General features: G+C 63.6%; 24 protein-coding genes. 15 read left to right on the top strand and 9 right to left on the bottom strand.

Annotated elements, in window-relative coordinates:
- Positions 1-45: 45 nt before the first annotated feature.
- The 4 genes from AC04SH_RS25490 to lpxK are packed head-to-tail and all read left to right on the top strand — an operon-like array spanning position 46 to position 3430.
- A complete protein-coding gene (locus tag AC04SH_RS25490; RefSeq protein WP_477403895.1) occupies positions 46-291 on the top strand; it encodes a DUF4170 domain-containing protein in 246 nt (81 codons plus the stop codon).
- A gap of 5 nt (positions 292-296) precedes the next feature.
- Positions 297-1091, top strand: a complete 795-nt coding sequence (locus tag AC04SH_RS25485; RefSeq protein ID WP_488577131.1) for a lysophospholipid acyltransferase family protein — start codon at positions 297-299, stop codon at positions 1089-1091.
- Entirely contained in the window at positions 1084-2400 is a 1317-nt protein-coding gene (waaA, locus tag AC04SH_RS25480) for a lipid IV(A) 3-deoxy-D-manno-octulosonic acid transferase (RefSeq protein ID WP_477236485.1), read from the top strand. The genes AC04SH_RS25485 and waaA overlap by 8 nt, the downstream gene beginning before the upstream one ends.
- 1 nt (position 2401) lies before the next feature.
- Positions 2402-3430, top strand: a complete 1029-nt coding sequence (gene lpxK, locus AC04SH_RS25475) for a tetraacyldisaccharide 4'-kinase (protein ID WP_488577130.1) — start codon at positions 2402-2404, stop codon at positions 3428-3430.
- A 32-nt stretch (positions 3431-3462) separates the two neighbouring features.
- Here lpxK and AC04SH_RS25470 read toward each other — a convergent pair whose 3' ends face one another.
- Complete coding sequence (locus AC04SH_RS25470) at positions 3463-3696, bottom strand: DUF2093 domain-containing protein (RefSeq protein ID WP_112564953.1); 234 nt, start codon at positions 3694-3696, stop codon at positions 3463-3465.
- 114 nt (positions 3697-3810) lie between these two features.
- Here AC04SH_RS25470 and AC04SH_RS25465 point away from each other — a divergent pair, with 114 nt between their 5' ends.
- Positions 3811-4413, top strand: coding sequence for a hypothetical protein (locus tag AC04SH_RS25465; protein ID WP_488577129.1), 603 nt, complete (start codon positions 3811-3813; stop codon positions 4411-4413).
- Between the two features lie 17 nt (positions 4414-4430).
- Here AC04SH_RS25465 and AC04SH_RS25460 read toward each other — a convergent pair whose 3' ends face one another.
- Positions 4431-5357, bottom strand: coding sequence for a LysR substrate-binding domain-containing protein (locus tag AC04SH_RS25460; RefSeq protein WP_477236491.1), 927 nt, complete (start codon positions 5355-5357; stop codon positions 4431-4433).
- A gap of 92 nt (positions 5358-5449) precedes the next feature.
- Between AC04SH_RS25460 and AC04SH_RS25455 the strand changes: the two genes are divergently transcribed.
- Positions 5450-6343 carry a DMT family transporter gene (locus tag AC04SH_RS25455; protein WP_488577128.1) on the top strand — a complete coding sequence of 298 codons (894 nt, stop codon included), beginning with the start codon at positions 5450-5452 and terminating at the stop codon, positions 6341-6343.
- 143 nt (positions 6344-6486) lie between these two features.
- Entirely contained in the window at positions 6487-7242 is a 756-nt protein-coding gene (locus AC04SH_RS25450) for a hypothetical protein (protein WP_488577127.1), read from the top strand.
- Between the two features lie 41 nt (positions 7243-7283).
- Here the strand turns inward: AC04SH_RS25450 and AC04SH_RS25445 are convergent, their stop codons facing one another.
- From AC04SH_RS25445 to AC04SH_RS25435, 3 genes are all read right to left on the bottom strand, one after another.
- Complete coding sequence (locus tag AC04SH_RS25445) at positions 7284-7592, bottom strand: DUF1905 domain-containing protein (protein WP_488577126.1); 309 nt, start codon at positions 7590-7592, stop codon at positions 7284-7286.
- Positions 7593-7596: 4 nt separating this feature from the next.
- Positions 7597-9471, bottom strand: a complete 1875-nt coding sequence (gene mutL / locus AC04SH_RS25440; RefSeq protein WP_488577125.1) for a DNA mismatch repair endonuclease MutL — start codon at positions 9469-9471, stop codon at positions 7597-7599.
- Between the two features lie 274 nt (positions 9472-9745).
- Positions 9746-10648, bottom strand: a complete 903-nt coding sequence (locus tag AC04SH_RS25435; protein ID WP_488577124.1) for a LysR substrate-binding domain-containing protein — start codon at positions 10646-10648, stop codon at positions 9746-9748.
- 93 nt (positions 10649-10741) lie between these two features.
- Between AC04SH_RS25435 and AC04SH_RS25430 the strand changes: the two genes are divergently transcribed.
- From AC04SH_RS25430 to AC04SH_RS25415, 4 genes are all read left to right on the top strand, one after another.
- Positions 10742-12292 (top strand): trimethylamine methyltransferase family protein, encoded by a 1551-nt coding sequence (locus tag AC04SH_RS25430; RefSeq protein ID WP_488577123.1) that lies wholly within the window; start codon positions 10742-10744, stop codon positions 12290-12292.
- A gap of 63 nt (positions 12293-12355) precedes the next feature.
- The gene (locus AC04SH_RS25425; RefSeq protein WP_488577122.1) at positions 12356-14005 is read left to right on the top strand and encodes an ABC transporter substrate-binding protein; all 1650 of its coding nucleotides are present in this window, start codon (positions 12356-12358) and stop codon (positions 14003-14005) included.
- 95 nt (positions 14006-14100) lie between these two features.
- Entirely contained in the window at positions 14101-14580 is a 480-nt protein-coding gene (locus tag AC04SH_RS25420) for a DUF3828 domain-containing protein (protein WP_192252939.1), read from the top strand.
- A gap of 58 nt (positions 14581-14638) precedes the next feature.
- On the top strand, positions 14639-15187 hold the full coding sequence (locus tag AC04SH_RS25415; protein WP_488577180.1) for a YqhG/Tai3 family protein: 549 nt from the start codon (positions 14639-14641) through the stop codon (positions 15185-15187).
- A gap of 215 nt (positions 15188-15402) precedes the next feature.
- On the opposite strand, the gene queF is transcribed toward AC04SH_RS25415, so the two are convergent.
- The gene (gene queF / locus AC04SH_RS25410; protein WP_488577121.1) at positions 15403-15864 is read right to left on the bottom strand and encodes a preQ(1) synthase; all 462 of its coding nucleotides are present in this window, start codon (positions 15862-15864) and stop codon (positions 15403-15405) included.
- Between the two features lie 140 nt (positions 15865-16004).
- Between queF and AC04SH_RS25405 the strand changes: the two genes are divergently transcribed.
- Positions 16005-18050 (top strand): oxidoreductase, encoded by a 2046-nt coding sequence (locus tag AC04SH_RS25405; protein ID WP_488577120.1) that lies wholly within the window; start codon positions 16005-16007, stop codon positions 18048-18050.
- 159 nt (positions 18051-18209) lie between these two features.
- Here the strand turns inward: AC04SH_RS25405 and AC04SH_RS25400 are convergent, their stop codons facing one another.
- Positions 18210-18617, bottom strand: a complete 408-nt coding sequence (locus AC04SH_RS25400) for a hypothetical protein (RefSeq protein WP_488577119.1) — start codon at positions 18615-18617, stop codon at positions 18210-18212.
- A 184-nt stretch (positions 18618-18801) separates the two neighbouring features.
- Between AC04SH_RS25400 and AC04SH_RS25395 the strand changes: the two genes are divergently transcribed.
- Positions 18802-19206 carry a MarR family winged helix-turn-helix transcriptional regulator gene (locus AC04SH_RS25395; protein WP_488577118.1) on the top strand — a complete coding sequence of 135 codons (405 nt, stop codon included), beginning with the start codon at positions 18802-18804 and terminating at the stop codon, positions 19204-19206.
- 22 nt (positions 19207-19228) lie between these two features.
- Here the strand turns inward: AC04SH_RS25395 and AC04SH_RS25390 are convergent, their stop codons facing one another.
- Positions 19229-21295, bottom strand: a complete 2067-nt coding sequence (locus AC04SH_RS25390; RefSeq protein WP_488577117.1) for a putative bifunctional diguanylate cyclase/phosphodiesterase — start codon at positions 21293-21295, stop codon at positions 19229-19231.
- Positions 21296-21605: 310 nt separating this feature from the next.
- Here AC04SH_RS25390 and AC04SH_RS25385 point away from each other — a divergent pair, with 310 nt between their 5' ends.
- Positions 21606-22793, top strand: coding sequence for a glycine C-acetyltransferase (locus AC04SH_RS25385; protein WP_488577116.1), 1188 nt, complete (start codon positions 21606-21608; stop codon positions 22791-22793).
- Between the two features lie 171 nt (positions 22794-22964).
- Positions 22965-23999, top strand: coding sequence for an L-threonine 3-dehydrogenase (gene tdh, locus AC04SH_RS25380; protein WP_023672918.1), 1035 nt, complete (start codon positions 22965-22967; stop codon positions 23997-23999).
- Between the two features lie 50 nt (positions 24000-24049).
- On the opposite strand, the gene AC04SH_RS25375 is transcribed toward tdh, so the two are convergent.
- Positions 24050-24493 carry a MarR family winged helix-turn-helix transcriptional regulator gene (locus tag AC04SH_RS25375; protein WP_488577115.1) on the bottom strand — a complete coding sequence of 148 codons (444 nt, stop codon included), beginning with the start codon at positions 24491-24493 and terminating at the stop codon, positions 24050-24052.
- Between the last annotated feature and the right edge of the window lie 64 nt (positions 24494-24557).

Genomic DNA, 24557 nt, shown 5'->3' with positions numbered 1-24557 from the left:
TTTGGTCTAGACCTGTCACAAACTCACAATATGTGAAGGACCGAAATGGCCGCGGAAGACGGAAAGAAACAGCTTTTGCACCTGGTGTTTGGCGGCGAGCTGAAGAAGCTGGGTGGCACCGAGTTCCGCGATCTCGACGCGCTCGACATCGTCGGCGTCTATCCGGACTACCAAACCGCGCACAGCGCGTGGAAAGCCAAGGCGCAAGCCAGCGTGGACAATGCCCATATGCGTTATTTCGTCGTCCATCTGCATCGGCTGCTCGACCCCGAAAATAAGGCGGTCGGTTGACTTCGATGGATCATGATCTGGCGAAAGGGCCAGCGAATGAAGCCGCGCCCACGGGCAGGGGCCGCAGTCGTACGACCAAGGCGTTCTGGCGCAAGATTCGCGAACCGCTTGCACAGTCGCGATTCGTCAAAAACGCCATTGCCAGTCTGCTCGCCCAGTACGTGCGGCTGGTTCGCATAACCAGCCCGCTGGTCGCCGGATCGGCACGCTTTTCGGCCGGTGGCTATTCGGAGTTCGAACCCGGTATCATCGCGCTTTGGCACGGCCAGCACTTGCTGACGCCGGCCTATTATCCCAAGCGCAAGCCGCTGGTCGCCATGGTGTCGCGCAGCGCCGATGCAGAGCTCAATGCGCTGATGCTGGAGAAGTTCGGCATCGAGGCCGTGCGCGGTTCGGGCGGGCGTGAAAGCACGAAGCATCTCGACAAGGGCGGCGCCAAGGCGCTCATCGCCCTTAAAAAGTCGCTCGTCGCCGGCAAGAACGTCGCCATGATCGCAGACATTCCCCATGGCACGCCGCGCGACGCGGGCCTTGGTATCGTTCTTCTGGCGCGCCTCTCGGGTCGGCCGCTCCTGCCGGTCGCTATCGCCACCAGCCGCCGCAAGGTGCTGGAAAAGAGCTGGGACAAAACCACCGTCAACCTGCCATTCGGCCGTTCCGCTGTTACCATCGGCACGCCGATCTTCGTGGCGGCGGATGCCGATGAGTCTGAAATGGAGCGCAAGCGCCAGGAAGTCACGACCGCGCTCAATGCCGCAACCGCTGAGGCCTATCGCCTCGTGGACGGCATCCATGAGTGAGCGCTGGGCACGCGCCTTCCTGACGGCGTACCGCTTCGCCGGAGCGGCCGCCTATCCGCTGATCGGGCCTTATGTGGCCTGGCGGACGTCGCAGGGCAAGGAAGACCGAAGCCGCAGCCGCGAGCGCTATGGCGTCGCCGGGCGGCCGCGTCCCGAAGGCCCGGTGATCTGGATCCATGCCGCGAGCGTCGGCGAGACCATCGCTGTCGTGCCGCTGGTGCAAAGCATCCTCGACTACGGCGTCAACATCGTGCTGACGACGGGCACGGTGACCTCGGCGCAGGTCGCCGACGAACGGCTTGGCGACCGCATCATCCACCAATATGTGCCGCTCGATCTCAAGCCGGCGGTCAGCCGCTTCCTCGATCACTGGCGGCCGGACCTGGCCATCATCGCCGAATCCGAGATCTGGCCGATGACCATCCTTGAACTCGGCGCACGTCGCGTGCCGCAGGTGCTGGTCAATGGCCGGTTGTCCGACCGTTCGTTCAAATCCTGGAAGAAGCGCGCCAACATCGCCGAGGCGCTGTTCGAGAACCTCGCCCATGTCGTTGCCCAGTCTGATGTTGATGGCGAACGGTTTCGCGCGCTTGGCGCCCGGCCGGTGACCGTGTCCGGCAACCTCAAGGTCGACACGTTGCCGCCGCCGGTCGACGAAAGGACTCTGGCGGCGCTGAAGCGCCAGATCGCCGGCCGCCCGACCTGGGCGGCGATCTCGACCCATGACGGCGAAGAGGTGGTCGCCGCCGAGGTCCACGCCATGCTCTACAAGCGCCACCATGGACTGCTGACGATCATCGTTCCGCGCCACCCCGACCGCGCCGAAGCGCTTGCCGCGCAGATTTCCGGCATGGGCCTGAAGCTGGCTCGGCGCAGCAAGGGCGACCGGATCACCGCCGACACCGATATCCTGCTCGGCGATACGATCGGCGAGATGGGGCTTTATCTCCGGCTGACGGAAATCGCCTTTGTCGGCCGCTCGCTGACCTCGGAAGGCGGCCAGAACCCGCTGGAGCCGGCCATGCTCGACACCGCTGTGCTTGCCGGCCGCAACGTCCAGAATTTCCGCGAAGCCTATCAGCGTCTGCTCGACAGCGGTGGCGCCAAGCTGGTGCGCGACCGCGACATGCTGGCCGGTGCCGTCAATTTCCTGTTGAGCAATGAAGTCGCCCGCCATGAGATGATGGCGGCCGGTGCCGCCACGGTCGACCAGATGCGCGGTGCGCTGGCGCACACGCTGAAGTCGCTCGAGCCTTATATCCAGCCGCTGATCGTCAAGTCGCGCCTGAAGGGCGCCGACGGGCGCTAGGGTGGCGTCCGAAGCGCCACCTTTCTGGTGGGAAGCGCCGGACTGGCGGGTCTTCGCGCTGTCGCCGCTATCGGCCGCCTATGCCCTCGTCGCCGGCCGCCGTATGCGCCGGGCGCCGCGCGAAAAGATCGACGCGCCAGTGCTTTGCGTCGGCAATTTCACCGTCGGCGGCAGCGGCAAGACGCCGGTCGCCATCGCTCTGGCAAAGCAGGCCAGGCGCATGCAGCTCAATCCCGGCTTCCTGTCGCGTGGCCATGGCGGCTCGTTCGCGCAGCCGCATGTCGTCGATGTCAGCCACGACGCCGCCAAGCATGTCGGCGACGAGCCTCTGCTTCTGGCCGAGCATGCGCCGGTTGCGGTGAGCCCCAACCGCGCCGCCGGCGCCAAACTGCTCATGGAGGCCCATGGCTGCGATTTCCTGATCATGGATGACGGCTTTCAGAGCGCGCGCATCCATATCGATTATGCGCTGGTCGTCGTCGACGCCCGCTACGGCATCGGCAATGGCCGCGTCATTCCGGGTGGGCCGCTGCGCGCCAACATCGTCGATCAGCTTGTCTTCACCGACGGGCTGCTGAAGATGGGCGAGGGCACCGCCGCCGACCAGGTCGTGCGCCAGGCCGCGCGCGCCGGCCGGCCGATCTTCGAGGCACATGCCGAGCCCGGGGGCAAGGAACGCTTCGCCGGTCGGCGTTTCCTCGCCTTTGCCGGCATCGGCCACCCCGAAAAATTCTTCGACACGCTGCGCGGCACCGGCGCGGAGGTGGCGCTGAGCCGATCGTTTCCGGACCATCACTTTTATGCCCCCGATGAACTCGCCGAACTCGCGGCAACCGCGCGCCGCGAGGGACTGGGCCTCGTCACCACCGCCAAGGACGCCGCCCGGCTGCGCCATGGTGCAGCCTCGGCCGAATTCCTTGGCCAACTCGACGTGCTGGAGATCGACGCCACGTTCGAGCTCGACAATGTGCCCGAACGCATCATCGACGAGACGCTGGACGCCTGGCGCCAGCGCAAGCTGCGGGGCTGAGTTCGGTCCGGTCCGGCAGGAGGGGGCTGGCGTCAGCGCCGGCTGCGCAGTTCCGGATGCGTTTCGATCTCGCGGCGCAGCGAGGCGGCGGCGCTGACATAGGGCTCCTGCCTGGCGACGCTCCAGTATTTCAGCTCATCCAGCGGAATGCTCTCGCCGGTCACCGCGCAGCGCACGAATGCGCCGGGGCTGGTGACCTGGAAATCGCCGTCGAGATAGCGGATCCGGGCTTCCTTGCCGCCAGGGCCTTCGAAACGGTTCATCATGGGGTGATGCCAGAGTTCATGCTGATTTCATCGCCATAAATTGCCGGCAAGGTCAAGCTTGACGCAATGCAGAGGCGCTATCGTCGCGCCGCAATCCATTCTTATTGGACCGGCATGGACATTTCATCCACCCGCCTGACCGCCCTGCTGCGCGAAGCCATGATATTGGCAGCGGCGCCGTCGGCGAAGGCCGACCCGGCGAAAACGGCGCTGATCAAGGCGCTGGTCCAGCCATCGCCGCCATCCGGCGCGCCGTTGCCGCCGGCAGCGGCGCCAACGCTGCAGGCGCTGTTGTCTGCCACCCCCGCCAAGGCGCAGCAGACAGGATCGGCCGAAATCCTGCAGGCCTATCTGGCAATTGCCGAACCAGGCGCCGGGGCGCCAGATGGTGCGGGGCGGCCGATACGGGCCGTGGCGGCAGCACCGGCAAACGACGACGCTCAGCACGGTTTGCCGGTGCTGCCGCCAAGGACCGACGATGGCGCTGCTGCGAAACCCGCAGGCCTGCCATGGCTTGCCTTTCTCGTCCCTGAAGTTTCGCCGCAGTCTCGTGCCTCCGCAACCAATGCAGCGGCGAAACGAGGGCAGGCGGCGCCTCGATCGAATGGCGCAGTCCAGCCCGAAAGCCAGCAAGAGATGCGTATCGGGCTGATGGCGGTGGGGACCGGGTTTTTGGCTGTCGCGATTATCGGGTTCGTCCTGCTGGTGCTTCGCTGAGCACCGAACGATCGTCGCTAGCGTTCGGCTTCGAGGAACGCTTCCATCTTTTCCATCGCCAGCCCCGCCTCGATTGCGATGCGGCGTGAAAGTTCGGCGGCAGCAGTACGCGGCCGTCCCAGCGGCCGGTCGAGCCAGTATGACACCGGGTTGAGCGCGGTGCGCTCATCGACGGCGACGATGCGGCCCGCCTCCAGCTGTTGCCCGGTCAATGGCGGCCGCGCCAGCGCGATGCCGAGCCCATAGGCGGCGGCATCCAGCACCAGATTGTAGTCCTCGAAGCGGCGGTCCTGCGGGCGCGGGCGGTAATCCATGCCTTGCGCGGCAAACCAGGCGCGCCAGCCCGAAGCATCGGAATCGTTGATCAGCGGAAATTTGAGCAGCCGGGCAGGGTCGCCGCGGCCGATCTCGCGGGCAAGGCCAGGTGCGGCGACAGGGAAGACATGCTCCTCGAACAGCTTCACCGAGATGCGGCCCGGAATGCCGCCGCGCCCGCAGCGGATCGACAGGTCGATGCCCTCGTCGGCAAGGTCGGCCTGGCGGATGTCAACATCGAGCACGATGCGCAGCTTGCTGGGATTGTTCTCAAGCGCCGCCATGCGCGGCATCAGCCATAGCCCGCTGACCGAGGGGATCGAGGTCAGCCGCACCACGGCGGTGCCGCGCGGCTCGACCCAGCGGTCGGAATGGGTGGAGATCAGCGCAAAAGCTTCCGCCGTGCGCAGATGCAGACGGTTGCCCTCGATGGTCAGCGAGACGCCGCGCGCGCCGCGGTCGAACACTTTCAGGCCCAGCCAGTCCTCCAGCTTGGCGATCTGCCGGCTGACGGCGCCATGGGTGATGTTGAGCTTCTCAGCGGCGGCCGAAAAGCTGCCGGTGCGTGCCGCCGCATCGAAGGCCCGCAGTGTCTCGAGCGGCACCATTGTGTCTGAGCTGTGATCCATAGTCACAGGTGATCCTCGATTTGATCGTTTGTCAACGGCGTCGAAAAGGCGCTTTCTGGCTTTCGAGACCCAAGAACACGAAGGACAGTGAGATGAGCGCAACGACCAGCACGTCGAATCCGACACAACGGATGGACGCCACGGCAGCCATCGCCGTTGCGCTGACGGTGGTCGGCTGGGCGTCCGCCTTTCCCGCGATCCGCGCCGGCCTCGCCGCCTTCGGGCCGCTGGAACTCGGTGCGCTGCGCTTCGCCATTGCCGCGGTGCCGGCGGCGATCTTCCTTGCCGTCAAGCGCCCGGCGCTGCCGAGGCTCGACGAATTGTGGCGCCTCGTCTTTGGCGGCGCGATTTTCGTCGCGCTCTACACGGTCATGCTCAACTATGGCGAACTGACAGTGTCCGCAGGTGCGGCCGGTTTCATCATCAATGTCAGCCCGATCTTCACCGCCATCATGGCAATGGCATTGCTGGGCGAACGCTTCTCAGGGTGGGCCTGGTTCGGCACGGCGATTTCTTTCGCCGGTATCGGCATCATCGCCGTGGCCGACGGGAATGGCTTGCATTTCGACACCGGTGCGCTGCTGGTTCTAGGCTCCGCGCTGTGCTCGGCCGTCAACACCATCGTCCAGAAGCCGCTGTTTGCCCGCCATCACCCGCTGACCATCTCGGCCTCGAACATGATCCTTGGCGCATTTTGTCTGGCGCCCTTTCTGCCAAGCGGCTTTGCCCAGGCAGCGGTCGCCAACACAGCCGGGATCGGCGCCGTGATCTTTCTTGGCATCGTGCCGAGCCTGATCGCCTATGCCGCCTGGGCAACCGCTCTTTCGCGTCTGCCTGCGGCGCGCGCGTCAAACTTCCTCTATCTGGTTTCGCCCATGTCGGCCCTGATCGGCTTCTTCTGGCTGGGCGAAGTGCCAACGCTGCTCGGCATCCTCGGAGGTGCGCTGGCGCTTGGCGGCGTCATCGTGGTGAATTTGAAGCGCTAGATCAAAGCGTTGGACGCCTTTCTCGAATCAAAGTGAGAGCCCCGCCGGAGCTTCGCAGCTCACGAGATATCCGACTGCCGCTGCAGTGCAGACAGGACCCGACCGGGTGGCTATGGTGCGTTGAAACTCACCGGGGGGTCGGGATGGTCAGGCAGTTCGTATCAGCGGTCTTCTGCTTGCTGATGCTCAGCGGCAAAGCCACTGCAGGTTGGTATCACGTAGAAAACTACGAAGGGTCTATCGGTCCCGATCCCGTCCATCTCTCCTTGCAAACCTACAGTTTCGGCAGCGGCCTCACTGTCCAGGGCAGCTACTTCTATGACGCGAAGCAAAGTCCGATCGCGCTCTACGGCAAAGCCAGTGGCGCCGGCCTTGCGCTTTGCGCGATTGCGGATGACGAAGAGTTTGAGCGCGTCATCGTCATGGGCAAAAAAACAGGCCTTGATACCGCTGGATGCCCGTTTTCTCTCGAGCTTGGTGACGGTGTCTTGACGGGCAGCTGGAGCAAGGGCGCCGACAAATTTCCGGTCAGTCTCAGGAAGGTCGCGGGCCTTGACGATACCGGGGAGGGCAAGGTCGAAGGAACCGTCGAGATTCCCTTCTGGGCGCAGACGGCCACCGACCGGTTTGCCGGGATCTACACGAAAACCGACAACGGAATCTGCATGACAAAGATGCAGGTCATCAACAAGAAGCGGAAGAAGGTCGTGCAGACCATCAAATTCGGCGGCGACCTCTGCAATGCGGGCATGCTGATGACCCCCATCTACTGGAATGTGCAGAAGCAGACAGAACGGGGCAAGGACATCATATCGGTGAATTTCTACGACGGCCGCGCAGGCTATGAGGAGGAGTATGTCTTTGACCGCAAGATCAAGAAGTATCGCCTGAAGAAGTGAGACGACACTGCCCACGCAGTAGCCCACAGGCGTCGTTGTCGTCAGCGAAGGCGTATCGCGATAGACGCGGAAATCGAATCGCCTGCCGTTAGATTGCACTTGCGCCGGGCGTCATCCTTCAACGGCAAAAGATAGCTGCCGTCCTTGGGAAACAGCGATGTACCGAACGTGACGCCATTGATGGTGGCCTCGACAGGTATCACCCCCCAGCCATAGGTCGCGAACTTTGCCACCTTTTTGATCTCTTCGCCATGCTGCGCGGGGATTGGCGCGAAGAAGTATGGCGAAGGACCCCGCCAGTGGATCACCTCGGCTTCGAACTGGAACTGGAGCGTCGAGTTGCCGCTCACAGGCTTACCGCCGCCCGAATAGCCGCTCGATGTCGGCGAGCTTGAGCTCGATATAGGTCGGGCGGCCATGGTTGCATGTGCCGGATCCCGGCGTCGCCTCCATCTGGCGCAGCAGCGCGTTCATCTCTTCGGGTTTGAGCAGGCGGCCGGAGCGGACCGAGCCGTGGCAGGCCATGGTTGCCGCAATCTTGTCCAGCCGCTCTTTGAGTGTCTCGACCGTGTCATTGTCGGCGATCTCGTCGGCAAGGTCGCGCACCAGTTGCTGGACATTGGTTTCGCCCAGCATGGACGGCGTCTCGCGCACCGCCACCGCGCCCGGGCCGAAGCGCTCGATGCCGAGGCCGAAGCGGGCCAGCGTCTCGGAATGCAGGGCCAGCCGTTCGGCGTCCTCTTCCGGCAGGTCGACGATTTCAGGCAGAAGCAGCATCTGTGAGGGTACCGCGCGGGAATGCAGCGCATTCTTCAACGCCTCGTAGACCAGCCGCTCATGCGCCGCATGCTGGTCGACGATGACAAGCGAATCCCTGGTTTGCGCGACGATGTAGTTCTCGTGCACCTGCGCGCGGGCCGCGCCCAGCGCCATGCCGAGCAGCGTCTCGGTCGGCTCGGCTGTGCCGGCACGCGCATCGGCGCTGGCAAGCGGCCCGGCATCGAACGCCGCCTGGTCGTTGTCGGCAAAGCCGTTTCGTTGCGCCCTTGCTTCGCCGTAACCCATATCAAGCGGTCGCTGTGGCGAGTGCGATGGGTCGAAGCCGCCGGAGCCAGACGGCCGGTAGGCCGCGTCGTAGCTGCGGTGGCCGTTGGCCGGGCCGGCATGGGCATAGGACGCAGCGCCCGGCCGGAACGCCGCCATCATGCCGGCAGCGCCTGATGTGGCGGCGCGGATGCCGGCATTGGCCAGGGCCTCGCGGATGGCGCCGACGATCAGCCCGCGCACCAGGCCCGGGTCGCGGAAGCGCACATCGGCCTTGGCCGGGTGGACGTTGACGTCGACGGTCGCCGGATCGAGTGTCAGGAACAGCACGGTGACCGCGTGCCGGTCGCGCGGCAGCACGTCGGCAAAGGCGCCGCGGATCGCGCCGGCAATCAGCTTGTCGCGCACCGGCCGGCCGTTGACATAGGCATATTGCTGCAGCGCGTTGGCGCGGGTGAAGGACGGGATCGAGACATGGCCGGTCAGATGCACGCCGTCACGGCTGGCGTCGATGGCAACGGAATTGTCTGGGAACTCGGCGCCCATCACTTGGGCGACGCGGCGCAGGCTGCCTTCCGCGCTGTCGTCGGTCGCCGGCAACTCCAGCGTCGAGCGGTCGGAGCCGGCAAGCGTGAAGCGCACGGCGGGGAAGGCGATGGCGATGCGCTTGACCACGTCGCTGGTGGCAGAGCTTTCCGCCCGCTCCCCCTTCATGAATTTCAGCCTTGCCGGCGTCGCGAAGAACAGGTCGCGCACCTCGACCGTGGTGCCGCGGTTGGCGGCCGCCGGCTTGACAGCCGAAACCCGGCCGCCTTCGATGCCGATCTCGGCGGCAGCGTCGCCCGCGGCCGTGCGCGAGCGGATCGACAGCCGCGCCACCGAGCCGATCGACGGCAGCGCCTCGCCGCGAAAACCGAGCGATCGGATGTCGTGGATGTTGTCGGCGAGCTTGGAGGTGCAATGGCGCGCGATCGCCAGCGACAGCTCCGGTTGGGGGATGCCCGAGCCGTCGTCGGTGACGCGGATCAGATTCAGTCCGCCGCCAGCGGTGACGATCTCGACGCGGGAGGCGCCGGCATCGAGCGCATTCTCGACCAGTTCCTTCACCACGCTCGCCGGACGCTCGATGACTTCGCCGGCGGCGATCTGGTTGATCATCGTTTCGGAAAGCTGGCGAATGGGCATGGGGCACTATAGGCGGATTCGAGACGGCTGCGGAAGCGTTGATGCTACGGAACATCGGATACGCCAGCGGGACAGCACCCCCCTCTGGCCTGCCGGCCATCTCCCCCGCAAGGAGGGAGATTGGCAGCTTCATCGTTTCGCCAGCCTTTGGACGTTGAAAATTGGCGAAGGTCGAGGCGGTATCCGATCTCCCCCCTTGCGGGGGAGATGTCCGGCAGGACAGAGGGGGGTGTGAAGGAACTCCACGATGGTGATTGCGTAACGAGACGACTTCTCACGCCTGCGCGGCCAGCCAATCCCTGACCTTGCGCGCATTCTCGCTCAATTCCCGGTTCTTCGGCCAAACCACATAGAACGCCTTGCCGGTCCTCAGCACGTGATCCGTCACCGGCACCAGCAGCCCCGTCGCCAGCAGCCGTTCGGCCAGATGCCGCCAGCCGAGTGCGATGCCCTGGCCCTCCATGACGCCCTGGATCACCAGGCCGTAATCATTGATGCGCAGGCCGCGTGCGGTGTCGCCGAGGCTGCCGCCGGCCGACTGGAACCATTCGTCCCAGCTCGCCGCCTCGCGATAAGGTTCCTCGAGATGGATCAGTCGGTGCGTGGCCAGCTCCTCGACGCTTTTCGGCATGCCGAACTTTGCGAGATAGCTGGCGCCGACGACCGGGAAAATCTCCTCGTCGGCGAGCGGCAGCGAATGATAGTCGGCCCAGTCGCGCGGTTCGCCGCCGCGCACGGCGAGCGGAATGCCTTCGGCGATGATGTCGAGGTCGCGGTCGGCGGTCTGGATTCTGAGATCAATACCCGGCAGTTCGTCGCGGAACTGCTGCAGGCGCGGCATCATCCAGAACGAGCCGAAGGCAGTTGAGGCGGCAAGCGTGACATGGCCGCCGGTTGCCTGCAGGCGCAGGTCCTCCGCCGATTTGCGGATATGCGAGAGGCCGAGCGAGACATCGGCATGAAAACGCTCGCCGGCTTCGGTCAAAATCACCTGGCGGTGGCGGCGCTGGAAGAGCTGCGCGCCGAGCTGTTCCTCCAGCCCGCGCACCGCATAGGAGACGGCGGCCTGCGTCATGCCGAGCTCACGCCCGGCGGCGGTGAAGCTCGACAGCCGGCCCGCCGCCTCGAAGACGATCAGGCTGCCGGCCGAGGGCAGGAGGTGGCGCAGGCTTCGCATAAGCTGAGCTTATACAAGAGATCAGGATTTTCCAGCGTCACATCCATATTTCGTCTCGCTAACTTGACTGGATAAGACCGCAAGGGAGGCACCATGAACGCACCGGCCGCTGAACTGACCGAGCAGACCCACCGCCGTGGTGGCGGCCGCCTTGGGCGCAAGGCGTTGAGGAGTGCGCCCGTCACCTCGTTCCCGACCCTGGTCCGCGAGATTCCAACCTATCAGATGGTCCCGGATGAGGCGGTGGAGCTGATCCACCAGGAATCGCTCGCCATCCTCGAAGAAGTCGGATGCGAGTTCCGTGACGATGAGGCCATCGCCATGTGGAAGGCGGCGGGCGCCGATGTCTCGGAAACCCGTGTCCGCATCGACCGCGGCCTGTTGATGGAGCTGATCTCTAAGGTCCCGCCGGAATTCACCCTCAATGCGCGCAATCCCGAACGGACCGTGCGCGTCGGCGGCAAGAACTCGGTCTTCGTGCCAATGTATGGCGCGCCCTATGTGCGCGACCTCGACAACGTCAGGCGCTACGGCACACTTGCCGACCTGAACAATTTCCACAAGCTCGCCTACATGGCGCCGGCGCTGCATTCGTCGAGCTCGATCATCTGCGAGCCGATGGAAATCGCGGTGCCTAAGCGGCATTTGCACATCATCCATTCGGCGCTGAAGCACTCCGACAAGCCGTTCATGGGCATCGTCACCTCGAAGGAGCGGGCCGAGGACACGATGGCAATGGCTGGAATTGTCTTCGGCGAAGAGTACGTCCGCGAAAACCCGGTGCTGGTGTCGATCACCAACTGCAATTCGCCGCTGGTCTGGGACGCCACCATGCTGGACGCGATGAAGGTCTATGCGCGCCACAACCAGCCGCTGATCCTGGCGCCCTTCGCACTGTGCGGCGCCTCGACGTCGGCCTCTGCAGTCGGCGCGGTGGCGCAGGTCAATGCCGAAGCACTGGCCGGCGTCGCCTTCACCCAGCTCATCCGCCCGGGCTCGCCGCAGATCTACGGCCAGTTCATGGTGACCGTCGACATGAAGACCGGTGCCCCGATGGGCGGCACGCCGGAGGCCGCGCAAATGATGTATCTGATGGGCGCGCTGGCGCGGAAATACAAATTGCCCTGGCGCACCTCCGGTTTCCATGTCGGCTCGAAACTCAACGACGCCCAGGCCGGCTATGAATCCAATATGCTGATGCATGCCGCCATCCTCGCCGGCGCCAATTACATCTGGCATTCCGCCGGCTGGCTCGAAGCCGGGCTCACCTGCGGCTATTCGAAATTCGCCACCGACTGCGAGCAGCTCGTCGGCTGGTACAAATATGCTGGCGGCTTGCCGTTCGACGATTTCAAGGAGGCGATGGCGGCGATCCGCGAGGTTGGGCCGCAGGGCCATTTCCTTGGCACTCAGCACACGCTCGAGCATTTTGAGTCCGCTTTCTTCATGCCCACCATCATGGACTTCAACTCCTTCGAACAGTGGAAGGCCGAAGGCGCCAAGGACCACGACACGCGCGGCCGCGAGAAAGCCCGCAACATGCTTGCCGACTATGAGGAACCGAAGCTGGATGAGGGCATCGCCGAGGGCCTCAAGGATTTCATCGCGCAGCGCGAAGGGAGTCTGCCCGACAGCGTCAGCTGACAGAAACACCAGCGCGAATTGATAACGGGCAAAGACCCGACGGGAACCGCAAGGGAGGAAAACATGACACTGTTCAGAAGCAATGGCGATCGTGTGCCTGATACCATCGAGGCGATGGCGCAGGAAACGCGTGCGGGCCGTATGGACCGGCGCGAGTTTCTTGCATTGGCAAGCGCGTTCGGCGCCTCGACGGCGCTGGCCTACGGAATGATCGGCCTCGCCGCGCCGGGACAGGCTTTGGCCGAGGAGCCGAAGAAGGGTGGCACGCTGCACATTTCGATGTCAGTCAAGGCCCAAAAAGATCCGCGCACCTATGACTGGGTGGAGCTCGCCAACATCTCGCGCTGCTGGCTGGAGCCGCTGGTCCGCTACACCAGGGAATTCACCTTCGAGCCGGTGCTGCTCGAAAGCTGGGACGTCAATGACGACGCCACCGAATACACGCTGCATGTGCGCAAGGGCATCACCTGGAACAATGGCGACGCCTTCACCGCCGATGACGTGGTCTTCAATGTCACCCGCTGGTGCGAGAAGGCTGTCGCCGGCAATTCCATGGCCGCGCGCGTCGGTGGGCTGATCGATGAAAAGTCGGGCAAGGCGCGTGATGGCGCGATCACCAAGGTCGACGACTTCTCGGTCAAGCTTACGCTCGCAGCACCCGACATTTCGCTGATCCCCAACCTCACCGACTATCCCGCACTCGTCGTTCACCGCAATTTCGATGCCGACGGCGCCGACCCGATCAAGAAGCCGATCGGTACCGGACCGTTCGAACTGGTGTCTTACGATGTCGGCCAGAAGGCGGTGGTCAAGCGCCGTGAAAACGGCAAGTGGTGGGGCGGCGAGGCGCCGCTCGACAGTGTCGAGTTCATCGACTACGGCACCGACTTCAACGCCTCGGTGAACGCCTTCGATTCCGGTGAGATCGACCTCAATTTCGAGACGCCTTCCGACTTCATCGACATCCTCGACAAGATGGGCCTGCAGAAGTCGGAGGTCGCGACCGCGACCACTCTGGTTGCCCGCACCAACATCACCCACAAGCCCTATGACGACCAGCGCGTGCGCAACGCGCTGCAAATGGCGGTGGACAACAATACGGTTCTGCAGCTCGGCTATAACGGCCGTGGCACGGTCGGCGAAAATCACCATGTCAGCCCCATCCATCCGGAATATTTTGCGCTGCCCAAGAAGACGCGCGATGCCGCCGGCGCCAAGAAGCTGATGGCGGATGCCGGCCAGGCCGATTTCGAGCACGAGCTGATTACCGTCGAGGACGACTGGCAGAAGAACACCGGCGACGCGATTGCCGGCCAATTGCGCGATGCCGGCATCAAGGTGAAGCGCACCGTGCTGCCGGGCTCGACCTTCTGGAACGACTGGACGAAATATCCCTATTCGATGACCATCTGGTACATGCGCCCGCTCGGCGTCCAGGTGCTGGCGTTGGGCTATCGCACTGGCGAAGCCTGGAATGAATCGGCCTACGCAAATCCCGATTTCGACGCCAAGCTTAAGCAGGCGCTTTCCTTGATCGATGTGGAGAAGCGACGCGAAGTGATGAAGGATGTCGAGCAGATCCTGCAGGATTCCGGTGTCATCATTCAGCCCTTCTGGCAGAAGCTTTACAGCCACATGAACAAGAAGGTGAAGAACTACGGCGTCCACCAGACCTTCGAGATGGACCTGCAGAACGTCTGGCTGGATGGCTGAGACGCTGCACGCAAGGACTTCATGAGCCGCAAAAAAGCCGATATGCAGGATGTGTGGTATTGCCACCTTGCCGCCGAACATCCGGAGATTCCTGCATGAGACCGATTGTGCTGGCCGCTGCCCTTTGGATGGCCTTGCCCGCCGCTGCGCTGGCAGGGCCGGTTTCGAACGCCGTGAAGTTCTTTTATGTCCCTGAAGTGAAATTCGAAGGGGACGCCAAATACCGCGACCGCTTCACCGAGCCGGTGACGAAACTCTTCGATCTCAACGACCAGGCGCAGAAGAACAAGCCCGATGAGGTCGCTTGCCTCGACTTCGATCCCGGCCTCGACGCCCAGGATTTCGACCAGAAGACGATTGCCAAGACATTGAAGCTGGCCGAGTCCGTCAACGGTGATACAGCCGAGGTGACGGCGACGTTCAGCCTTTTTGCGGAAGGCGATGAGTCCAAACGCGAAATGCTGTGGTCGTTGAAGAAAATCGACGGCAAATGGAAGATCGCCGACATCACTTCGAAGACCAGCAACTGGACACTGAGCGCGCTCGAATGCATGCCCGACAAAGCGCCGGAGTGATCCAGTGTTCCGCCGTCTCGCCCTGGCGCTGCCTACTCTGTGCCTGCTGGCGGTGGGTATGAGCGGCGCCGCCGCTCAGGGGCTGCTGGGTCCGCCACCCGCAAATGCGCCGGCTGAGACAGCGCCGGGCGGCGCACCGCCCGCAAATCCACCTGGTAATGCGGTGGAGCCGGCGAAGCCACCCCTGGCATGGCCGCCATCCGAGCCGGCCGCGCCCGTGCTGCCGGGCTCGCCGACGGCTGTGGTGAAGCCGTTCTACGAACATCTCGGCCTGGAGCTCGATCCGACCCAGCGCAAGAACTTCGTCGATCCGGCCAAGACCGTGCTCGACAAGAGCGATGCATTGCGGGCGTCGGGGCAGGGCGAATGCCTCGACCCCAACATGGCGCTCGACAATGCCGATTACGACAAGCTTGCAATCGACAAGAGCCTGAAGAGCATCGAGGCCGTCAACGGCGATCAAGCCAAGGTGGTGGTCGCCTTCGTCGTCGAAGGCAATCAGCATCGGCTGGAGTGGAAACTGAAGAAAGTCGACGGCGCCTGGAAGATATCCGACCTGCTCTCGGTGACCGGCGAATGGGCGCTCAGCCAGTATCAGTGCGAATGATGATTGAGGATCGGCGCTTGCGATCCTTCGCGCCCCCCTCTGTCCTGCCGGACATCTCCCCCACGGGTGGGGAGATCAGCAGCTCCAGCGTCGCGCCCGCTCCGCACCGTTTGAGATTGGCGAAAGCAGCCGCAGCGGCCAATCTCCCCCCTAGTGGGGGAGATGTCCGGCAGGACAGAGGGGGGCGCTGTCCCGCCAAAGTTCCGCAAATAGAATCAGCCGCGGCCGCGATAGGGGGCAACGCCGGTGTCGGGCAGCCAGGCGTCTTCGGGTGGCGCCCCCGTCTGCCAGAAGACGTCGATCGGAATGCCGCCGCGCGGATACCAATAGCCGCCTATGCGCAACCACAGCGGCTTGGTCGCCGCCACAATGCGGCGGCCGATCGTCACCGTGCAGTCTTCATGGAAAGCGCCATGGTTGCGAAACGAGGTCATGAACAGTTTGAGCGACTTCGATTCCACCAGGGCGGCATCGGGTGCGTAGTCGATGACGATATGGGCAAAGTCCGGCTGGCCGGTGACCGGGCAGAGCGAGGTGAATTCCGGACAGGTGAAGCGCACGATCGCCGGCGGCCCGTCGCCGCGCTGGAACGGCACGGTCTCGAGGACCGCAGTTTCGGGGCTCTGTGGCGTCTCGACGTGCGCGCCGAGCTGGGTAAGGGTTTTGGTATCGATCATAAGCGGTTGTCCTTGGATTTTTCGCGCTCATTAGCATCGGACCGAAAAATGTGCAGCGGTTTTCGGATAGATCCGATGCTTAAAATAGGAACTGGAGCAGCGCATGCTGCTCCGACACAAAATGAAAATGCAGGAAGACGATGACCTCCAACGATCCGCTTCTCCAGCCCTATCAGCTCAAGCACCTGACGCTGAAGAACCGGGTGATGTCGACCAGCCATGAGCCGGCCTATTCCGAGGACGGCATGCCGAAACAGCGCTATCGGCTCTATCATGCCGAAAAGGCCAAGGGCGGCATGGCGCTGACCATGACCGCCGGCTCGGCGATCGTCTCGCGCGACAGCCCGGCCGCATTCGGCAATCTGCATGTCTATGACGACCGCATCGTGCCGTGGCTGGCCGAGCTTGCCGACGCCTGCCACGAGCATGACTGCAAGGTGATGATCCAGATCACGCACCTTGGCCGCCGCACCGGCTGGAACAAGGCCGACTGGCTGCCGGTTTTGTCGGCCTCGCCGGTGCGTGAGCCGGCGCATCGCGCTTTCCCAAAAGCCATCGAGGACTGGGACATCGAGCGCATCGTCGCCGACTATGCGTCGGCCGCCCAGCGCTGCCAGGCGGCCGGCCTCGACGGCATCGAGTTCGAATCCTACGGCCATCTGATGGACGGTTTCTGGTCGCCGGCCACCAACCACCGCGACGACGAGTTCGGCGGTTCGCTCGACAACCGGCTGCGCTTCACCGACATGGTGCTGGATGCCGTACGGGCGGCGGTAGGCGAAAAATTCGTCGTCGGCATCCGCATGGTCGCCGACGAGGATTTTGAAAAGGGCCTGTCGAAAGCGGAGGGCGTCGAGATCGCCAAGCGGCTCGCTGGCTCCGGCAAGGTCGACTTCCTCAACATCATCCGCGGCTCGATCGAGACCGATGCGGCACTGACCAAGGTCATCCCGGTGACCGGAATGCGCTCTTCGCCGCACCTCGATTTCGCCGGCGAGGTGAGGGCGGCGACGAAATTCCCGACCTTCCATGCGGCGCGCATTTCCGATGTCGCCACCGCGCGCCATGCCATAGCGACGGGAAAGCTCGACATGGTCGGCATGACCCGCGCCCATATCGCCGATCCGCACATCATCAAGAAGGTCATGGAAGGCCGCGAGCACGAGATCCGCCCTTGCGTCGGCGCCACCTATTGCCTCGACCGCATCTATGAAGGCGGCGAGGCGCTGTGCGTCCACAATGCCGCGACCGGCCGCGAGGCCGAGATACCGCATATCATCGCCAAGACCGAAGGGCCCAGGCGGAAAGTCGTCATCGTTGGCGCGGGGGCAGGCGGGCTGGAGGCTGCCCGCGTGATGGCCGAACGCGGCCATGACGTCACGGTGCTCGAAGCCTCTGGCCAGGCCGGCGGCCAGGTTCGACTGGCGACGCAGAACCCGCGCCGCAAGGAGTTGATCGGCATCATCGACTGGCGGCTGGCCGAACTCGACCGGCTCGGTGTCGAGATCCGCTACGACACATGGGCCGAGCAGGACGACGTGCTGGCGCTGGCGCCCGATGTGGTGGTGATCGCCACCGGCGGCCTGCCGCAAAACCCGCCGCTGACAGCGGGCGACAATCTCGTCACGTCGAGCTGGGACATCATGGCCGGCAGCGTCAAGCCCGCGGAGAACGTGCTGCTCTTCGACGACAATGGCGGCCACCAGGGCATGGGCGCGGCGGAACTGATCGCCAATGCCGGGTCAAAGCTGGAACTGGTTTCGCCGGAACGCTTCTTCGCCCCGGAAATGGGCGGCATGAACCACGTTCCCTATATGCGCGCCTTCCAGGAAAAGGGCGTCACCATCACCATCAACACCAGGCTGCGCTCGGTTCGGCGCGAGGGTAACCAGCTGGTCGCCGAATTGGCCTCCGATTTTGCCGATGGCTGGCGCGGCGAAAGGCGGGTCGACCAGGTCGTGGTCGAGCATGGCACCGCCCCCCTCGACGATCTCTATCTCGCGCTGAAGCCGCTGTCGAAGAACGGTGGCGCGATCGACTACGAGCGGCTCGTCGGCGGCGGCGACATTTTTCCGCAGCGCAACCCGCAGGGCAGCTTCGTGCTGTTGCGCATCGGCGACGCGGTCGCCTCGCGCAACATCCACGCCGCCATCTATGACGGCATCAGGTTCGGCTTGCGGGTCTGAACCGTGTTCTTCGGTCGATGGGTGGCGCGCAGCCAAACCTTTGTGCGGAGAGCCACCTTGCACATCCGTCCGAGCTGCGCGCCGCGTACGCCGCCGACTTGGAGCCAGGCGACGCACGATGCGGAATGCTTTCAACCGGGAGATAACGCGCGGCAGGGCTCAAACCATCCTGGCGGTCGCCATGCAAAGTACGGTGAGCACCAGCAGCCATGCGGCGATGCGCTCGCCACCAGCCATCCTGGCGCGCAAAGCCCTCTCCGTTGTGGCGTCCGCGCCCGCAAGCTGCCGGCTGGTCTTGCGAACCACGACACTGAGAACGCCGGCCGCCGCGATGGCAGCCAAAATGCCCAGCGCCAGCACCATTTCCATCGAGCCGAAATAGGCGCCATGGAAGAAATACCAGAGCAGCGCGCCGGTCAGGAACACCACGCCCGCCGAGCCCAGTTGCGGCTGGATGAAACGCTCGGCCTTGATTTCGGGATCACGGGCCAGCGTGATGGTGGTGCCGGCCCAGAACACCCCCGCCATGACGTGAAGGCCGATAACGACGATGTAGACATATTGCATGATCGTTTCCTCCTTGCCCCACCTCGAGTCCCTGTCGAATGCAGGATAACACGCCTTGGTAGATCGACAGACGTGATAGTTAGGTATCGAATGATTCGATGTCAATGAATAATGCTGCGTTCCCTCGCTCGGTGCCTTGTTCTACTGTCGGCTCATGACTCCCTTTGACCGCCCGCCCGTCGGCATGAATCTCGCGCGTACATCCAAGCTGGTAGCGCAAGCTTTTGACGCCGCTTTGGTCGAGGCCGGCGGCACGCTGCCGGTGTGGCTGACCCTGCTTTCGGTCAAGTCGAGCGAGCTTGCCAATCAGCGCGAGCTTGCCGGCATGATCGGCATCCAGGGCGCCACGCTCACCCACCATCTCAATGCCATGGAGACGCAAGGTCTGCTGACGCGCCGCCGCGATCCTGATAACCGCCGGGTTCATCTGGTCGAGCTGACCGCAGCAGGCGAGGCAATGTTCGTGAAACTGCGCGCGGCGGCGCTCATCTTCGACAAGCGGCTGCGCGCGGGATTGGCGGACGACAGGCTGGCGGAGTTCGCCGAGGTGCTGGCAGCGTTGCGGGCCAATGTCGCGCCCGCCAAATGACCGGCACCGCCGTGGCAATAGTCTAGGCTAAATTGCCCTGCAGCACCTTCAGCTTGGCTTTCTTCGGGCTACGCGCCAGCAGCCATTCGCGCGCCTTGTCCTGCGGCATCGGGAAGGCGATGGAATAGCCCTGCACCTGGTCGCAGCCGATCGCCATCAGCGAATCGAGCTCGGCCTCGGTTTCCGCACCCTCGGCGACGATCGAGATGCCGAGGCCGCGCGCCAGTTCGGTGATGGCGCGCACGATCTTGGTGTTGTCGCCATTCTCGTTGATGTTCTGGACGAAGCGGCGGTCGATCTTCAGCCGGTCGATCTCGTTCGGATTGACGTGGCTGAGCGAAGCATAGCCGGTGCCGAAATCGTCGAGTTCCAGATGGACGCCGGCGGCTCGGATGTGGCGCAGCTTGGCCGCGATGCCGGTCTTCTCGTCGTCGAGAATGACGGATTCAACGATTTCCAGCGACAATTTGTCGGGCGCCAGACCAGCCTTCTCCAGCGTCGCGAACAGGAAGCGGTCGAAGTCGGGTTCGCGCAGTTCGGTGCCCGACACGTTGACGGCAAGCCGCCCGAAGGCGATGCCGGCGCGGTCCCATTCGGCTGCCTGCTCGATCGCCTTGGCAAAGACGATGCGGCCGATCTCGGGCATGAAGCCGCATTTTTCGGCGACGGGAATGAACTCGCCTGGCGAGATCATGCCGCGCTCGGCGTGTTTCCAGCGCACCAGCGCCTCGATGCCGCTGATAGTGCCATTGGTCAGCGACACCTGCGGCTGGAAATAGACCTGGAAAGCATTCTCAGAAATGGCGACCCTGATGTCGTGCTCGAGCTGCTTGCGGTAATCGAGTTCGCGCCTGAGCTCCTCGGAGAAGAACGAGAAGCTGCCGCCGCCGAGCTTCTTGGCGGAATAGAGCGCGAGGTCGGCATGGACGAGCAGATCCGCCGCATTGTCGGCGTCGATGGGATAGACCGCAATGCCGGCGCTGGCGCCCGGAAGGACGGTCGTGCCCTGGAACATGATCGGCTCGTTGATCTGCTCGAGGATGCGCCTGGCCAGCATGTTGATGTCCTCGGTGCCACCGGCGCCATTGAGGATCATCACGAATTCGTCGCCGCCAAGACGCGCGCACAGATCCGACGCGCGGCAGGAATCGCGCATGCGTTGCGCGGTGACCACCAGCACATAGTCGCCGGCGGCGTGGCCGAGCGTGTCGTTGATCTGCTTGAACCGGTCGAGATCGAGCTGGATCACCGCCAGCCTTTCACGCCGGCGATGCGCGCCCTTGATCAGCGTTTCGAAGTGATCGGTCAGGAAGGTGCGGTTGTGCAGGCCGGTCAGCCCGTCATGCACGGCGATGAAGGCCATCGAATTGCGGGCGTCGATAAGCTCATGCGTCTTGCGCAGGATCGCCTTTGACATCGGACGGAAGATGAAAAGCGCCACCAATACGATGACGGCGATGGTGGCGTAGAACAAGGTGCGGTGGAGATCGAGCAGCTTTTCCGACCGCTCGTCGGCGAAAGCGCTAATGCGCTGGCCAAGGGCGGCATAGCCCGACAGCGTCGCGTTGGCGACGGAGGCGTCGAGATTGACGCGCTCGCCGCCACCCTTGTAGGCGGCCTTGCCGGAGAGCTGGGACTCAAAGGACGAGATCAGCCTTTCGCCATTGGCGATAAGTCCGACCGAGAAATAGTCGAGGTGGAACGGCTTGGCGAACAGCACGTTTTCGATCGATTTTGGGTCGGACCGCGCCGGTGACTGGGGATCGGCCCCGGTCTGCTCGAGCAGCAGATCGTAATTCGTCTCGAACTCGGTGGTCGCCTGCTTCAGCGCAGAAACCAGGGCCGGCTGTTTGTCGCGCGAGGCGGAGCCGGTTGCACTTGCCAGGAAGACGATGCGCTGCGACAGTGCCTTCTGGGTGCTGACGATATCGAGCAAAGTGTCGTTGTGCTGCTGGGCCGCCATCATCTGCTGCAGCAGGATGAAGGAGGCCATCACCATGGCCGCTATGATCAACAGCGCCAGCCAGTAGCCGGTCTTGATCAGCAGGATGAGTTTGCCCGAGATGGTTTGCGCCGGCTGCTGCGACATATTCTAGGTGACCCCTCGGTCGAACGGATTCTGCCACGGATTCATGGCGAGAAGACCATTGGCTTGAAAGGGTTAACAGGTCTCGAAGCCGGCGGAATGGTTGCTTCAGCAGTGAACGAAAGCTGCTGAAATGGTTATCATGTTCTTTCGCGGCACGGCCATATTTGCACGTCTGCTACTCCAACATGCTGGTTTTGCGACCGGATCGCGCCAAGGTTGAGCTTGCCGCGCCACCGAAGCGGTCGCATTTACGGTGGATTTTTCATTCAGGGGGCGCGACAGTCGCCGCCAATCTCAATAGGACCTGATCATGAGCGCGGCATTCCTCTCCCATATCGACAATGAACTGCAAGGGTTGAAATCCGCCGGGCTCTACAAATCCGAGCGTGTGATCACCTCGACGCAGTCGGCTGAGATCGAAGTCGGTGGCGACAAGGTTCTGAACTTCTGCGCCAACAACTATCTCGGCCTTGCCGACAGCCCCGAATTGCGCACCGCAGCCAAAGGCGCGCTCGACCGCTATGGCTACGGCATGGCTTCGGTGCGCTTCATCTGCGGCACGCAGGAAGAGCACAAGCAGCTCGAGGCCACGATTTCTTCTTTCCTCGGCCTGGACGACACCATTCTCTATGGCTCCTGCTTCGACGCCAATGGCGGCCTGTTCGAGACGCTGCTCGGCGAGGAGGATGCGATCATTTCCGATGCGCTCAACCACGCCTCGATCATCGACGGCGTGCGATTGTCGAAGGCCAAGCGTTTCCGCTACGCCAACAACGACATGGCCGATCTCGAAGCCCGGCTGAAGGAGGCCAAGGATTGCCGCTTCCGGCTGATCGCCACCGACGGCGTGTTCTCCATGGACGGCATCATCGCCAATCTGAAAGGTGTCTGCGATCTGGCGGAAAAATACGACGCCATGGTGATGGTCGATGACAGCCACGCCGTCGGCTTCGTCGGCAAGAACGGCCGCGGCTCGGCCGAACATTGCGGCGTCGAGGGCAGGGTGGACATCATCACCGGTACGCTCGGCAAGGCGCTGGGTGGCGCGTCGGGCGGCTACACCTCCGGCAAAAGCCAGGTGGTCGACTGGCTGCGTCAGCGTTCGCGGCCTTACCTCTTTTCCAACACGCTGATGCCGGCGATCGCCGGCGCCTCCATCAAGGCGTTCGAGCTGATCCGCAATGGCGACGCGTTGCGCGAGCGCCTATATGCCAATGCGGCGCGGTTCAGGTCCGAAATGGGCAAGCTCGGCTTCACGCTTGCCGGTGCTGATCATCCCATCATCCCGGTGATGCTGGGCGATGCCAGCCTGGCGCAGGAGATGGCACAGCGCATGCTGAAGCGCGGCATTTATGTCATCGGCTTTTCCTTCCCGGTGGTGCCGAAAGGCCAGGCGCGCATCCGCACGCAGATGTCGGCGGCGCATTCCAGCGCTGATATCGACCGCGCCGTGGCGGCATTCGCGGCGGTCGGCCGGGAACTGGGCGTCATTGGCTGAGAGTTTTACCCTCCCCCCTTGTGGGGAGGGTCGACTTTCGACCGCTTGCGAAAGCAAGCGGGCGGGAGGCGGGGTGGGGGTCTGCAGGGTCACGACCTCTCCCAGTTGTTTGACCCCCACCCGGCCCTTCGGGCCACCCTCCCCACAAGGGGGAGGGTAAGGAGCTAGACGATGTCGAACATGATGAAGGCGCTGGTGAAGGCCAAGGCCGAACCGGGCATCTGGATGGAAGAGGTGCCGGTGCCGGAGATCGGCCCCAACGACGTGCTGATCAAGGTCAAGAAGACGGCGATCTGCGGCACCGACGTGCACATCTACAATTGGGACCAGTGGGCGCAGAAGACCGTGCCGGTGCCGATGGTGACCGGCCATGAATTCGTCGGCACGGTTGCCGATTTCGGCGCCGCGGTCACCGAATACAAGGTCGGCCAGCGCGTCTCCGGTGAAGGCCACATCGTCTGCGGCCATTGTCGCAACTGCCGCGCGGGCAGAGGCCACCTCTGCCGCAACACGCTCGGTGTCGGCGTCAACCGTCCCGGCGCCTTCGGCGAATATCTGGCGATCCCGCAGCACAATGTCGTGCCGATCCCCGACGATGTGCCCGACGAGATCGCCGCCATCTTCGATCCACTGGGCAATGCCGTGCATACCGCTCTGTCCTTCGATCTGGTCGGCGAGGACGTGCTGGTCACCGGCGCCGGCCCGATCGGCATCATGGGCGCGCTGGTGGCGCAATGCGTCGGTGCCAGAAAAGTCGTCATCACCGACATCAACCCGGTGCGGCTGGCGCTCGCCAAAAAGCTCGGCGTCCAGCATGTCGTCGACGCCTCGAAGGAAAAGCTTAGGGATGTCATGCCGGCGCTTGGCATGACCGAGGGCTTTGACGTCGGCCTCGAAATGTCCGGCGCCGCACCTGCTTTCCGCGACATGATCGACACCATGAACAATGGCGGCAAGATCGCCATTCTGGGCATTGCGCCGACCGGTTTCGAGATCGACTGGAACAAGGTCATCTTCAAGATGCTGCACCTCAAGGGCATCTACGGCCGCGAGATGTTCGAGACCTGGTACAAGATGATCGCCTTGGTGCAGGGCCCGTTGGACGTGTCGGGCCTGATCACGCACCGCATCGGCATCGACGATTTCCAGACGGGGTTTGATGCGATGAGGAGCGGCAGTTCTGGCAAGGTGGTGATGGATTGGTGAACACGTCGATAGAGACGTAGAGTTCCTTCGCGCCCCGTCAGCCTATCGGCTCACTTTTCTTTCAACGCACCCTCCAGCGCCGCGACGCCTGTAACAATCGCCGACCGCTCTTCCGTACTCAGCCTCTCCAGCAACTCCTGTTCAAACGCCTGCGCCAGCGGCACCATTTCGCGATAGGCGGCCAGCCCCGCCTTGGTCAGCGCCAGATGCTCCACACGCCGGTCGTTCTCGTCCGGCGTGCGCGTCAGCCAGCGCCGCCGTTCCAGCTCAGCCACAGCCCGCGACACCTTGGTCTTGTGCATGGCCGATTGTTCGCCGAGCGCCGTTGCGGTCATCGTGCCGCGCTGCCCAAGTCCGGAAAGCGTGCGCCATTCCGGCCGCGTCAGGCCGTGGCGGTCCCGGTAGATTTTCGAGAATTCGCGGCTGACCGCGTCCGCTAGCCGGTAAAGCCGATAAGGCAGGAAGCTTTCAAGCTCTAAGATTTCCGATTCCATCTGCGCACCTTGTGCGGCGTTCGCGGTTGATAGTTACATTTTCAATGGTTACAAATGAAACCAG

It is taken from the genome of Mesorhizobium sp. CNPSo 4688 (genome assembly GCF_057784295.1).
This window is presented reverse-complemented; position numbering and strand designations above follow the sequence as displayed.